Source organism: Streptomyces sp. NPDC048659 (assembly GCF_040650575.1).
Classification (GTDB): domain Bacteria; phylum Actinomycetota; class Actinomycetes; order Streptomycetales; family Streptomycetaceae; genus Streptomyces.
Genome location: NZ_JBEZHM010000014.1, coordinates 19,648 through 33,252 on the forward strand (window position 1 = coordinate 19,648; position 13,605 = coordinate 33,252).

Consider the following 13,605-nt stretch of genomic DNA (forward strand, 5'->3'; position numbering starts at 1 on the left):
GGGCTCACATTCCGTACGGGGTGGCGGAGGGGGCGACGGTCGGGGCGCAGTCGGCCAGCGGGACGGGCTCGCCCATGGCGACGAGGATCTTGCGGGCGCCGGTGTACGCCTCGCGGCCGTGCGCGCAGAGGATGTTGTCGACGAGCATCAGGTCGCCGTCCTGCCAGGTCTCGCGGACGGTGACGGCCTGGTAGGCGTCGATGATGGTGTCGACCTCGGCGTCGGTGAGGGCGGTGCCGTCGCCGAGGCGGGTGTCGAAGGGCAGGCCGTCGGCGCCGAAGGTCTCGGTGAGGACCTCGCGGACGTCCTCGTCGAGGCCGCGGGCGTTCCAGAAGGCGAAGTGGTTGAACCAGGCGCGCTCGCCGGTGACCGGGTGGGTGATGATCGCGGAGCGGAGCTGGCGGGTGCGCAGGGTGTCCTCGTCGAGCCATTCGTAGCCGATGGCGTGCTCGTCGCAGTACTCCTCGGCGCCGGCCGGGTCCTCCGAGGAGAACGCCTTGCGCCAGGGCATCCCGGCGAGGTCGGAGTAGTTGCGGACGAGGAGCCAGCCGGCCTCGGCGAAGCGGGCGACGAGCTCGTCCGGGAGGAGGGCGAGGGCGCGCCGCATGTCGCCGACGGTGGTGGCGCCGCCGGTCTCGGGGGCGGTGACGCAGCCGAAGAGGAGGACGCCCGGGAAGTCCAGGGTGTAGCTGTTCTCGTTGTGGAGGCGGATCGGCTGGATCGCCGGGAGGTCGGTGGAGGAGAAGACGCCCTCGCCGAAGTCGGTGCGCGGGGTGGCCTTCTCCTTGTAGCCGGCGCGGGTGGCGATGAGCGCGTCGCGAGCCTCGGCGAAGGCGGCGGCGTCGGTGACGGGCAGGCCGCGGAGCATGACGGCGCCGGAGCGGTGCAGTTCGGCCTGGATGTCGGCGCGGCGGGCGGTGAGCCAGGCGGCGGCCTCGGCCATGGTCGCGTGGCGGGGCACCCGCACGAGGGCGGGCTTGCCGGGCTCGCGGACGACGGTGATGCCGTCGGCGGAGACGCCGTCCTCGGTGGTGGCCGGGTTCGGGGCGAAGGTGGTCATGGCGGGTTCCTCTGCGGGTGCGGGGTACGGGCGGGGGCGCGCGGGTCCGCCTCGGGGCGGGGCGCGGGGGGGGGCGGGTCTGCCGCCGGGCGTGGGGCCCGCCGCTCGGTGCGGCGGGTGTCCCTCGGGGTCAGGCGGCGGTGACGGGCGCGCCCTGGAGGGCGGTCAGGACCGGGTTGAGGCGGGCGAAGAAGCCGGGCAGGTCCTGCTGGAAGTAGAAGTGGTCGCCGGGCAGCACCACGGGGGCGAGCTCCTCGCCGGCGACGAGTCCCCAGCCGTCCAGCAGGCCGACGGGCACGATCGGGTCGGCGTCGCCGCCGAAGACGGCCACCGGGCAGTCGAGCCGCACGTCGGGGGCGGTGCACTGGTACGTGTCGTCGATGGCGAAGTCGGCGCGGATGGACGGCAGGACGATCTCGCGGAGCTCCGGGTCGTCGAGGATGCCGTCGTCGGTGCCGCCGCGCTCCTTGATGGAGGCGACCAGCTCGTCGTCGTCGAGCCGCTCGGGGTGGACGGGCGCCTGGTTGGGCAGGACGGGCGCCCGGCAGGCGGAGGCGACGAGGCCGAGCGGGGTGCGGCCGGCGGCCTGGAGGGCCCGGACCACCTCGAAGGCGACGAGGGAGCCCATGCTGTGGCCGAGGACGACCAGCGGTCCGGCGTCGGCGGGCAGGGCGTCCACGACGGGCAGGGCCAGGTCGTCGACGGAGCCGGGCAGGTCCTCGCAGTAGCGGGCGCCGCGGCCCGGGTACTGGCCGATGAGCAGCCGCACGTCGGCCGGGAGGTGCTCGCGCCAGACGCTGTAGGCGTGGGCGTTGCCGCCGGCGTGCGGCAGGACCAGCAGGGAGAGCCGGTGCGGGGCGGCGCCGGGCAGGTCCCAGACGACGTCCTCGGGCGCGGGGGTGAAGGCGGGGGCGGTGTGGGTGCTCATGAGCTGATCCGTTCCGTTGCGGTACGGCGGCGGAGGGCGGGGCGCGCCTTCCGGGCCGGAGCGGTCTTGAGGGAGTCGATGTGCGCGGCGAGCCGCGCGGGGGTGGGGTGCTGGAAGACGTCGCGGACGGTGAGCCGTACGTCGAGGGCTCCGGCGATGTGGTTGGTGAGGCGGGCTCCGAGGAGGGAGTGGCCGCCGTGGTGGAAGAAGTCGTCGTCGATGGTGAGGTCGGCGGTGGTGTCGAGGGTCCGGGCGAAGAGGTCGAGGACGGTCGCTTCGAGCTCGGTGCGGGGGGCGCGTCCGCCGCTGGAGAGGGCGGCGGGGGCGGGCAGGGCCCGCTTGTCGATCTTCCCGTTCGGGGTCAGCGGCAGCCGGTCCAGGACGGTGACGTGGCTCGGGACCAGGTGCTCGGGCAGCCGCTCGGCGGCGTACCGGCGCAGGTCCTCGGGGGCGATGCCGCCCGCTCCCTCGGTCACCAGGTAGGCGGCGAGCCGCTCCTGATGGACCGTCACGACGGCCTGGGTGACGTGCGGGTGGGTCAGGAGGGCGGCTTCGGTCTCGCCGGGTTCGACCCGGAAGCCGCGGATCTTGATCTGGTCGTCGGCGCGGCCCTCGTAGACGAGCCGGCCGTCCCGGTCGAAGCGGACGAGGTCGCCGGTGCGGTAGAGCCGCGCTCCGGGCGGCCCGTAGGGGTCGGGGACGAAGCGGGTGGAGGTGAGGTCGGGGCGGCCCAGGTAGCCGTGGGCCAGGCCGTCGCCGGTCAGGTACAGCTCGCCGGTGACGCCGGGCGGGCAGAGGCGGAGGTGGCGGTCGAGGACGAGGGCGCCCTTGTTGAGGAGCGGGACGCCGATCGGGACGAGCGCGTGGGGCAGGTCGGCGGGCGGGACGAGGTGGGTCGTGGTGAAGCCCATGGACTCGGCCGGACCGTAGCCGTTGACGACCTCGATGCCGGGCCGCAGCAGGTGCAGCTTGTGGACGTGCGCCGGGGAGGCCGCCTCGCCGCCGGTGAAGGCGACGGTGACGGTGTCGAAGGCCCGGGGGTGCTCGTCGACGAGGAAGTTGAAGAGGCTGGCGGAGAGCTGGAGCATCGTCACCCCGTGCTTCCGCGACAGCTCCTCGATGAGGACCGGCTCGGGCCGCTGCCCCGGCTGGAGGACGCACGTCCCGCCATGCAGCAGCGCACCCCAGAACTCCAGGCTGAACGCGTCCCACGACACCGGCGAGCACTGAAGGAAGACCTCCCCCTCACCGAACCGGCCGTACGACTGCCCGCTCACCGTCGACACCAGATTCCGGTGCGAGGACAGGATCCCCTTCGGCCGCCCCGTCGAGCCCGAGGTGAACATGAGGCAGGCGGGGTCGTCGGGGCCGAGCGGGACGCCCAGGTTCTCGCCGGGGGCGTCCGCCGGGCTGTCCCCGGTGTGGGTGACGGCCCAGGGGCCCTCGGCGCGGGCGGCCAGCGCCGGGGAGGTCACGAGGTGCGAGATGCCCGCGTCGGCGGCGGCCGAGCGCAGCCGCTCGTCGGGGAACTCCGGGTCGAGCAGCGTGTAGGCCGCTCCGGTCTTGGTGACGGCGAGGACCGCGGTGGCGAAGTCGGCGCCCCGGTCGAGCAGCACACCGGCCATGTCGCCGCGCCCCAGGCCCAGTCCGGCCAGGTGCCGGGCGAGACGGTTGGCGGCGGCGTTGAGCTCGGCGTACGAGAGCGTCCGCTCACCGTCCACCAGAGCGGTCGACTCCGGCACCCGGGCCGCCTGCTCCTCGAACCGCCCGACCAGCGAACCCTCCCCCACACCCAACTCCTTGGCCCCGGACCAGGCGCCGGTCAGCAGCTCCCGCTCCTCGTCCGACAGGACCTCCAGGGCCGAGAGCCGGCGGGCCGGGTCGGCGAGAACCTGGTCGAGCACGCGGCCCAGGACGTCGCCCATCCGGCGGACGGAGTCCGCGTCGAAGAGGTCGGCGGCGTAGAGCACCACGCCCCGCAGCCCCCGCCGGTCCTCGGAGCGGAGCAGGAACTCCAGGTCGAACTTGGCGGAGCCGTTGACCGCGCCGGAGACGGCGGCGGTGACGCCGGGAAGCTCCAGACCGGGGACGGCACCGAGGTCGAGCCCGAGGCAGATCTGGAAGAGCGGGTGCCGGGACAGCGTCCGGGTCGGGTTCAGCGCCTCCAGGACCAGGTCGAACGGCGCCTCCTGGTGCGCGAAGGCATCCAGATCGGCCGCACGCACCCGGGCCAGGAGCTCCCGGAACGTCGGGTCGCCCGAGCTGTCGGTCCGCAGCACCAGCGTGTTCACGAAGAACCCGACCAGGTCCGACAGCGCCTCGTCGTTGCGGCCGGCGACCGGCGAGCCGATCGCCAGATCGGAGCCGGCACCGAGCCGGGACAGGGCCGCGACCAGCGCCGCGTGCACCACCATGAACGGCGTGCACCCCTCCGCCCGCGCCAGGGCGGTGACCGCCTCGAAGGCGTGGGAGCCGAGGTCGAGCGTGACCTCCCCGCCCCGGTGCGAGGCGGCGGCCGGGCGCGGGTGGTCGAGCGTGAGCCCGTGGTCCTCCGGCAGGCCGTCCAAGCGCGAGCGCCAGAAGGCGAGTTCGGTGCCGAGCAGGCTGTCGGGCCGGTCGGCCGGGCCGAGGACCCGCCGCTGCCAGGCCGCGTAGTCCGCGTACCGGACGGCGAGCGGCTCCAGCACGGAGGAGCCTCCGCCCGCCGCGCGGGCCGCGTAGGCGCGCTCCAGGTCCGCGAAGAACACGCCGTTCGACAGGCCGTCGGTGGCCACGTGGTGCACGATCAGGACCAGGACCGCCGACTCGGCGCCGAGCCGGAAGAGCGTGGCCCGGACGGGGATCTCCGACACCAGGTCGAAGATCCGTCCGGCCGCCTCGGCGAGCCCGGCGTCGAGCCCCGCCTCGTCCACGTCCCGCCGCTCCACGGCCAGCCGCGCCCGCTCCGGGTCCAGGACCCGCTGGAACGGCTGCCCGTTCACGTCCTCGAAGACCGTGCGCAGCGGCGCGTGCCGGGCGACGACGTCGTTGAGCGCGCCTTCCAGGGCGTCGGCGTCGAGACCCGGGCCGTCGAAGCGTATGACCGTCGGCACGTTGTACGCGGCGCTCCCGCCGTCCAACTGGGCGAGCAGCCAAAGCCGTTGCTGGGCGTACGAGGCGGGGACGAGCTCGCCGTCGCCCTCCCCCGGCACGAGCGCCGGGAGGAGGCCCGAGCCGGTCGCGTCGCCCGCCTGTTCCGCGAGCCGCTCCGTGATCAGCTCCGCGAGCCCGGCGGCCGTCGGGCGGCCGAACACGTCGCGGATCGTGAGCCGCACGCCCAGCTCGTCGGCGACACGGTTCGTCAGGCGGGCCGCGAGGAGTGAGTGGCCGCCGTGGTGGAAGAAGTCGTCGTCGACGGTGAGGTCGGCGGCGGTTTCCAGGGTCCGTGCGAAGAGCCCGAGGACGGTCGCTTCGAGCTCGGTGCGGGGGGCGCGTCCCCTGCTGGAGAGGGCGGCGGGGGCGGGCAGGGCCCGCTTGTCGATCTTGCCATTCGGGGTCAGCGGCAGCCGCTCCAGGACGGTGACGTGGCTGGGGACCAGGTGCTCAGGCAGCCGGTCGGCCACGTGCCGACGGATGTCCTCGGGCGCGAGGGACACGTCGCCGTCGAGCACGAGGTAGGCGGCTAGGCGTTCTTGATGGACCGTCACGACCGCCTGCGTGATGCGGGGGTGCGTGAGCAGCGCGGCCTCGGTCTCGCCCGGCTCGACCCGGAAGCCCCGGATCTTCACCTGGTCGTCGGCCCGCCCCTCGTACACCAGCCGGCCCTCACGGTCGAAGCGCGCCAGGTCACCGGTGCGGTACAGCCGACCGCCGGAGGCGGCGCCGAACGGGTCGGGTACGAAACGGGTCGCGGTCAGGTCGGGGCGGCCCAGGTAGCCGTGGGCGAGACCGTCGCCGCTCAGGTACAGCTCGCCGGTGACACCGGGCGGGCACAGCCCGAGGTACGGGTCCAGGACATAGGCGCCCTTGTTGACCAGCGGCGTTCCGACCGGGACGACCGTGTCCTCGCCGTCGGGCTCCGCGCCGAACGGGTGGGTCGTGGTGAAGCCCATGGACTCGGCCGGACCATAGCCGTTGACGACCTCGATACCGGGCTTGAGCCCCTGGAGCTTGCGTACGTGCGCCGGGGAAGCGGCCTCGCCGCCGGTGAAGGCGACGGTGACGGTGTCGAAGGCGCCGGGGTGCTCGTCGACGAGGAAGTTGAAGAGGCTGGCGGAGAGCTGGAGCATGGTGACGCCGTGCTTCCGCGACAGCTCCTCGATCAGCACCGGCTCGGGTCGCTGCCCCGGCTGGAGGACCGCGGTCCCGCCGTGCAGCAGCGCGCCCCAGAACTCCAGGCTGAACGCGTCCCAGGAGACGGGCGAGCACTGGAGGAAGACTTCCCCGTCCCCGAACCGCCCGTACGACTGCCCGCTCACCGTCGACACCAGGTTCCGGTGCGAGGAGAGAATCCCCTTCGGCCGGCCGGTGGAGCCGGACGTGAACATCACGCAGGCGACGTCGTCGCCGGTCGGGGCCGTGCCCAGGTTCTCGCCCGAGAGGCCGGCGAGCTCGCCGGAGGCGCGGACGACGGTCCTCCAGGGCCCGTCGATCCGCCCGGCGGCGGCGCGGTCGGCGTCGGTGAGGAGGAGGCCGATCCCCGCGTCGAGGGCGGCGGCGCGCAGCCGCTCGTCGGGGAACTCGGGGTCGAGCAGCGTGTATCCGGCGCCCGTCTTGGTGACGGCGAGGACGGCGATGGCGAAGTCGGCGCCCCGGTCGAGCAGCACACCCGCCATGTCGCCGCGCCCCAGGCCCAGTTCGGCCAGATGCCGGGCGAGACGGTTGGCGGCGGCGTTGAGCTCGGCGTACGAGAGCGTCCGCTCACCGTCCACCAGAGCGGTCCGCTCCGGCACCCGGGCCGCCTGCTCCTCGAACCGACCGACCAGCGAGCCTTCTCCCACGCCCGGCTCCCTGGCCCCGGACCAGGCGCCGGTCAGCAGCTCCCGCTCCTCGTCCGACAGGGCCTCCAGGGCGGAGAGGGGAAGCGCGGGGTCGGTGAGGGCGTGGTGCAGGACCTGGCCGAGGACCGAGGTGATGCGCAGGACGGTCGCCTCGTCGAAGAGGTCGGCGGCGAAGAGGACGGTGGCGCGCAGGCCGTGGGCGTCCTCGGAGCGCAGGAAGAACTCCAGGTCGAACTTGGCGGAGCCGTTGCCGACCTTCTCCATGGGCGCCGGGGCGAGTCCGGGGAGCGCGAGCGGGGCGGCAGCCCCTGCGCCGTCCTCCAGGGTCAGGCAGATTTGGAAGAGGGGGTGCCGGGACAGCGTCCGGGTCGGGTTGAGCGCCTCCAGGACCAGGTCGAACGGCGCCTCCTGGTGCGCGAAGGCGTCCAGATCGGCCGTACGCACCCGGGCGAGCAGCTCGCGGAACGTCGGGTCGCCCGAGCTGTCGGTCCGCAGCACCAGCGTGTTCACGAAGAACCCGACCAGGTCCGACAGCGCCTCGTCGTTACGGCCGGCGACCGGCGAGCCGACCGCCAGATCGGAGCCGGCACCGAGCCGGGACAGGGCCGCGACCAGCGCCGCGTGCACCACCATGAACGGCGTGCACCCCTCCGCCCGAGCGAGTTGCCGCACCCGCTGGAAGAGGTCGGCGCCGAGGTCGAACGTGACCTCGCCGCCCCGGTGCGAGGCGCGGACGGGCCGGGGGCGGTCGAGCGTGAGCCCGTGCCCCTCGGGGAGGCCGGCCAGGCTGTCGCGCCAGAACTCCAGCTCCCGCCCGAGGAGGCTGTCGGGCCCGTCGGCCGGGCCGAGGACCCGGCGCTGCCAGGCCGCGTAGTCCGCGTACCGGACGGCGAGCGGCTCCAGCACGGAGGAGCTTCCGCCCGCCGCGCGGGCCGCGTAGGCGCGCTCCAGGTCCGCGAAGAAGATCCCGTTCGAGACCCCGTCGGTCGCGATGTGGTGCTGGACCAGGGCCAGCACCGTGCTGCCGTCGTCGAGCACGAAGGCCGTGGCGCGGAGCGGGAGTTCGGCGGCGAGGTCGAAGACGTGTCCGGCCGCCTCGGCGAGCCCCGCGTCCAGACCGGCCGCGTCCACGCGCCGCCGCTCGACCGCGAGCCGCGCCCGCTCCGGGTCCAGGACCCGCTGGAACGGCTCGCCGTCCACCGCCTCGAACACGGTCCGCAGCGGCGCGTGCCGGGCGACGACGTCGTTGAGCGCGTCCTCCAGCACGTCCACGTCCGGGCCGGGCCCGTCGAAACGCACGACCGTCGGCACGTTGTACGCGGAGCTCCCGCCGCCCAACTGGCCCAGCAGCCACAGCCGCTTCTGCGCGTACGAGGCGGGGACCAGCTCGCCGTCCCCCTCCCCCGGCACCGGCGCCGGGAGTACGCCCGGACCGGTCGTCCCGTCGCCGCGCTCCGCGAGCAGCTCCGTGATCAGTTCGGCGAGCCCGGCGGCCGTCGGGCGGCCGAACACGTCCCGGATCGTGAGGCGCACGCCGAGGGCGTCCGCCACCCGGTTGGTGAGCCGGGCGGCGAGCAGCGAGTGCCCGCCCAGGGAGAAGAAGCTGTCGTCGATGGTGGGGGTGGTGGCGGTGTCGAGGGTCTGGACGAAGAGGTCGACGACGGTCGCTTCGAGCTCGGTGCGGGGGGCGCGTCCGCCGCTGGAGAGGGCGGCGGGGGCGGGCAGGGCCCGCTTGTCGATCTTCCCGTTCGGGGTCAGCGGCAGCCGGTCGAGGACGATGACGTGGCTGGGGACCAGGTGCTCGGGCAGCCGCTCGGCGGCGTACCGGCGCAGGTCCTCCGGCTCAAGGAGCTCCGACCCCTCAGCCACTAGGTAAGCAGCCAGGCGGTCTTGATGGACCGTCACGACCGCCTGCGTGATGCGGGGGTGCGTGAGCAGCGCGGCCTCGGTCTCGCCCGGCTCGACCCGGAACCCCCGGATCTTCACCTGGTCGTCGGCCCGCCCCTCGTACACCAGCCGGCCCTCGCGGTCGAAGCGCGCCAGGTCACCGGTGCGGTACAACCGGCCGCCGGAGGCGGCGCCGATGGGGTCCGGGATGAAACGGGTCGCGGTCAGGTCGGGGCGGCCCAGGTAGCCGTGGGCCAGGCCGTCGCCGCTCAGGTACAGCTCGCCCGTGACACCGGGCGGGCACAGCCCGAGGTACGGGTCCAGGACGTACGCGCCCTTGTTGACCAGCGGCGTCCCCACCGGGACCACCGCGTCCTCGCCCTCGGCCTCGGGGCCGAAGGGGTGGGTCGTCGTGAAGCCCATGGACTCGGCCGGACCATAGCCGTTGACGACCTCGATGCCCGGCCGCAGCCCCTGGAGCTTCCGCACGTGCGCCGGGGAAGCGGCCTCGCCGCCCGTGAAAGCGACGGTGACCGTGTCGAAGGCACCCGGGTGCTCGTCCACCAGGAAGTTGAAGAGACTCGCCGAGAGCTGGAGCATCGTGACGCCGTGCTTCCGCGACAGCTCCTCGATGAGGACCGGCTCCGGACGCTGCCCCGGCTGGAGAATCGCGGTCCCGCCGTGCAGCAGCGCACCCCAGAACTCCAGGCTGAACGCGTCCCACGACACCGGCGAGCACTGGAGGAACACCTCCCCCTCGCCGAACCGCCCGTACGACTGCCCGCTCACCGTCGACACCAGATTCCGGTGCGAGGACAGGATCCCCTTCGGCCGGCCCGTCGAGCCGGACGTGAACATCACGCAGGCGACGTCGTCGGGGCCGATCGGCACGTCCAGGTCGGCTGCGGCGGTGCCGGGCCCGTCGCGGTGTCCCGCGTGGACGACGGTCCAGGGGCCTTCCGCGCGGGCGGCCAGGTCCGGGGTGGTGACGAGGTGGCCGATGCCCGCGTCGGCGGCGGCCGAGCGGAGCCGCTCGTCGGGGAAGTCGGGGTCGAGCAGGACGTGTCCGGCACCGGTCTTGAGGACGGCGATCAGGGCGGTGGCGAAGGGGACACCGCGCTCCAGGAGCACCCCGGCGAGGGCGCCCCGGCCGAGCCCCCGGTCGCGGAGCGCGTGGGCGAGGCGGTTGGCGGCGGCGTTCAGTTCGGCGTACGTGACCGGGCCGTCCGTGTCGACGAGGGCGGGGCGGTCGGGGTGGAGCCGTACCCGCTCCTCGAAGCGGGCGACGAGCGTGGTCTCCACCGGCGCCCCGACGGGTCCGGACCAGGCGCCGGTGAGCAGGGCGCGCTCGTCGGCGTCGAGGAGGGCGAGCCCGGCCACGGTGACGGTCCCCCGGGTGTCCTCGTCGGTCGCGAGATAGCGGGTGAGGAAGGCGGTGAAGCGGTCCTGGTGGCCCGCGATCAGCTCGGGGTCCACGTCCAGGACCGGGGTGTCGAAGTCGATGCGGAGGCCGTGCGCGGGGCCGAGGTCGAAGACGGCGACGCTGAGGTCGTCGACGGGGCCGTTGCTGATGTTGTGGTTGACGGTGGGGTGCCCGCCGACGGTGAGCTCCGTCTGGAAGCCCATGATGTTGAGGACGGGGGTGGCGAGCCGGCGGCTGCCGTCGATGACACCGGCCTCGCGGCCGAGGTCCTCGTAGCGGGTGCGCTGGTGGCGCAGTCCGTGCTTGACCTCGGCGGACACCGCCCGCACCAGGTCGGCGACGCGGTCCTCGGGGCGGACCCGCAGGCGCAGCGGCACGATGTTCGACATCATGGCGGGGGTGCTGCGGGCGGCGCGGGTGGTGCGGCCGGTGACGGGCAGCGCGATCATCAGTTCCTGGCGGCCGGTGACGCGCTGGACGTACGCGGCGAAGACCGCGACGAGCAGCACGGACCAGGAGACCCGGGCGGTACGGGCGGCGGCGCGGAGCCGGTCGGCGTCGTCGGGGGCGACGGGGACGCTGCGCCGGGCGAAGGGCAGTCCGCCGTGGGCGCCCTGGGCCCGGCCCCGGCCGCGTACGAGTCCGGCGGGCGCGTCGGGGGCGTCGGCGAGGTGGGCGCGCCAGGCGGCCAGGTCGGCGGCGGCCTCCTCGGACTCGCGGTAGGCGGCGTCCTCGGCGAGGAGTTCGGGGAGCGTGCCGAAGGGGTTCTCGCCCCAGGGTTCGCCCGCGACGGCCCGCTCGTACAGCTCGACGAGCCGGGCGAGCGCCATGCCGGCGCCCGCGCCGTCGACGACCACGTGGTGGAAGCCGTAGAAGTAGAAGAAGCGGTCCTCCGCCAGCTTGACGAGGGCGAAGCGGACCGGGGACTCGCCGGTGAGGTCGAAGGGCGTGCTGATCAGGCCGTCGAGCAGTTCCCAGGCGGCGCTCCACGGGTCCTGGGCGCCGCTGAGGTCGGTGTAGGCGAGCGTGCGGGTCCCGGCGTCGGCGTCGAGGAGCTGCCAGACCTGCTCGCCGTCGTCCTCGAAGCCTCGGATGCGCAGGAAGTCGGCCTCGTCGACCAGGCGGCGCCAGGCGGCGCCCATCAGCTCGGGGTCGACCGGGCCCTGGATTTCGCGGCACTCCCCGACGTTGTACGTGATGCCGGTGGGGTCGAGGAGGTGGGCCGTCCAGATGTCCCGCTGGGCGACCGAGAGCGGCAACCGGACGGCGGCCGGTGCGGTGGCGACGGGCTTGTCGAACGGCATGGGGGCTCCTGGTGGTGACCGGGGTCGGTGGCCGGTGCGACGGCCGGGGCGAGCGGGCTGAACGGCGGGGACCGTGCTGCGGTGCAGCGGTGGTGCGGTGCTGCGGCCGGCCGCCGCGTTCGGCGGCCGGGCAGTGGCCATACAACCCGTGTGCGGGCCCGGTGAGCGGCAGTTGATCCGGCGGTACGGCAGCGGATCGGCGGCGCTGCGGCAGTCAGGCGGCAGGGGCGGGGGCAGCGGCGGCGGCAGGCGCGGCGGCAGCGGCGACGGGGGGCTCCGCCGCCGGGGGCAGGGCGGCGCGGACGGCGCACAGGACCCGGAAGCCGGAGCGGCCGTGGTCGGTGCTGGAGCGGATGAAGCCGCCGATGAGCAGGGCGCGGACCATGCGGCCCGCGTCGGTGAGGGGCCTGCCGGTGGTCCTGACGACGTCGTCGAGCCCGAAGTCGGGTGCGGTGGCGGTGTCCTGGGCGGCGCAGAGGGCGGCGAGGAGGTGCCGCTGCTCGGGCGGGAGGGCGGCGAGGGTGCGGGCGACGCGGTCGGTGAGGCCGGTGCCGCCGTGCCCGTCGGCGAGGTGGTCGAGGACGGCGGCGGGGTCGGTCTCGACGATGCCGCGCAGAGTGGGCAGGTCGCAGACGCCGAGCCAGGACGCGGCGGCGGCCATCGCGAGGGGGTGTCCGTCGAGGCGGTGGGCGATCCAGGCGGTGTGGGCCAGGGTCTGCTCGTCGGGGAGGAGTTCGGGGCGCATCCGGCGGAGCCGGCCGAGGAGGAACCGCACGGCGGGCGCGTCGGCGCCCGCGCCGGGGGCGGCGGGGCCGGCCGGGAGGGGGGCCTCCAGGGGGGCGAGGAGGAACAGGCGCTCGCCGGGGACGGACCAGGGGGTGTCGGCGGTCAGGAGGAGGCGCAGGCCCGGGAGTTCGCGGCGGAGCCGGGTGAGGCGGGCGAAGTCGAGGCGGGAGGTGTCGACGCCGTCGAGCACGAGCAGCGCCTCCCGGTCGCCGAGCGCGGCGGCGAGCGCGGCGGGCGGCTGGTCGCCGGGGAGGGCGGGCGAGGCGGAGGCCGGGGCGAAGACGGGAGGGAAGGCGGGGGCGGGGACGGCGCCCCCGGGTCTGTGCCCGTCGTGGGGGCCGTATCCGGGGCCGTGGCCGTACGGGCTGTCTGCGGCACCCGTCCCGTACGCGCCGGTCGCGGCCCCCGTCCCGTACGGCACGGGCCTTCCCGCCCCCTGGAGATAGGCGGCGCAGTCGGCGACGAGGGCGGCGAAGGGGTCCTCGTCCGCGGCGGGCAGGCAGTCGGCGACGGAGCCGGGGGCCGTGTGCCACAGGACGGGGAGGCCGTCGGCGTGCAGCCGGGCGGCGGTCTCCAGGGCGAGGCGGGTCTTGCCGACGCCGCTGAGGCCCACGACGGTGATGAGCCGCTCGGTGCCGGAGCGCAGCTCCTCGGCGAGGATCGCGGCCTCGGCCTCGCGCCCGATCAGCGGGTGCAGCGGGACGGGCGGGGCGCAGTGCTCCGCGAGGAGGTGCCGGCCGCCGCCGTGGTGGTGGCCCCGGGTGACGGAGTCCTCCAGGGCGGTGCGGGCCCGCGGGCCGAGCCGGAGGGCGTCCGCTATCAGCCGGACGGTGTCGGCGCGGGGCCGCAGGGCCTTCCCCTTCTCCAGGTCGCGGATGGCGCGGACGCTGATGGTGGAGAGGTCGGCGAGTTCGCGCTGGGTCAGGCCGATGCGGAGGCGGTGTCCGCGGATGAGGGTGCCCAGAGCGGCGGTGGCCGTGGGCGCACCCTCGGGGGAGTGACCGGTCGTCATGGAGAGCTCCCGCTGGTCAGGTCGGGGCGAGGACCGGAAAGCCGCCTGGTCGGGGCGGCTTCCGGGGGTCTCGCCGGCTGCTGGGAACCATCCTCCGAATCCGCTTATCCGGGAGGCATCCCGCCGCTAACCGGCGTCGGGGGCGGGTCGGGCGCCGGGGCGGTCCGCGTGATAGCGGGGCGGGGTCCGCGATAGCGGCCCGGGGGCCGTGATAGGCGGGGTGGTG

Annotated in this window: 4 protein-coding genes; all 4 read right to left on the bottom strand. The window is 74.9% G+C overall.

Features of this window, described 5'->3' with window-relative positions:
* Positions 1-4 precede the first annotated feature (4 nt).
* A complete protein-coding gene (locus AB0C99_RS13515) occupies positions 5-1,060 on the bottom strand; it encodes a TauD/TfdA family dioxygenase (RefSeq protein ID WP_362473993.1) in 1,056 nt (351 codons plus the stop codon).
* Positions 1,061-1,190: 130 nt separating this feature from the next.
* On the bottom strand, positions 1,191-1,988 hold the full coding sequence (locus tag AB0C99_RS13520; RefSeq protein WP_362473996.1) for an alpha/beta fold hydrolase: 798 nt from the start codon (positions 1,986-1,988) through the stop codon (positions 1,191-1,193).
* On the bottom strand, positions 1,985-11,581 hold the full coding sequence (locus AB0C99_RS13525; protein ID WP_362473998.1) for an amino acid adenylation domain-containing protein: 9,597 nt from the start codon (positions 11,579-11,581) through the stop codon (positions 1,985-1,987). The genes AB0C99_RS13520 and AB0C99_RS13525 overlap by 4 nt, the downstream gene beginning before the upstream one ends.
* A 214-nt stretch (positions 11,582-11,795) precedes the next feature.
* Positions 11,796-13,379, bottom strand: a complete 1,584-nt coding sequence (locus AB0C99_RS13530) for a helix-turn-helix transcriptional regulator (protein ID WP_362474001.1) — start codon at positions 13,377-13,379, stop codon at positions 11,796-11,798.
* Positions 13,380-13,605: the final 226 nt, after the last annotated feature.

What these genes read in the sequence shown, in the direction of transcription:
- AB0C99_RS13515 (WP_362473993.1), bottom strand. Translation starts at nt 1,060, where the DNA reads ATGACCACCTTCGCCCCGAACCCGGCCACCACCGAGGACGGCGTCTCC.
- AB0C99_RS13520 (WP_362473996.1), bottom strand. Translation starts at nt 1,988, where the DNA reads ATGAGCACCCACACCGCCCCCGCCTTCACCCCCGCGCCCGAGGACGTC.
- AB0C99_RS13525 (WP_362473998.1), bottom strand. Translation starts at nt 11,581, where the DNA reads ATGCCGTTCGACAAGCCCGTCGCCACCGCACCGGCCGCCGTCCGGTTG.
- AB0C99_RS13530 (WP_362474001.1), bottom strand. Translation starts at nt 13,379, where the DNA reads ATGACGACCGGTCACTCCCCCGAGGGTGCGCCCACGGCCACCGCCGCT.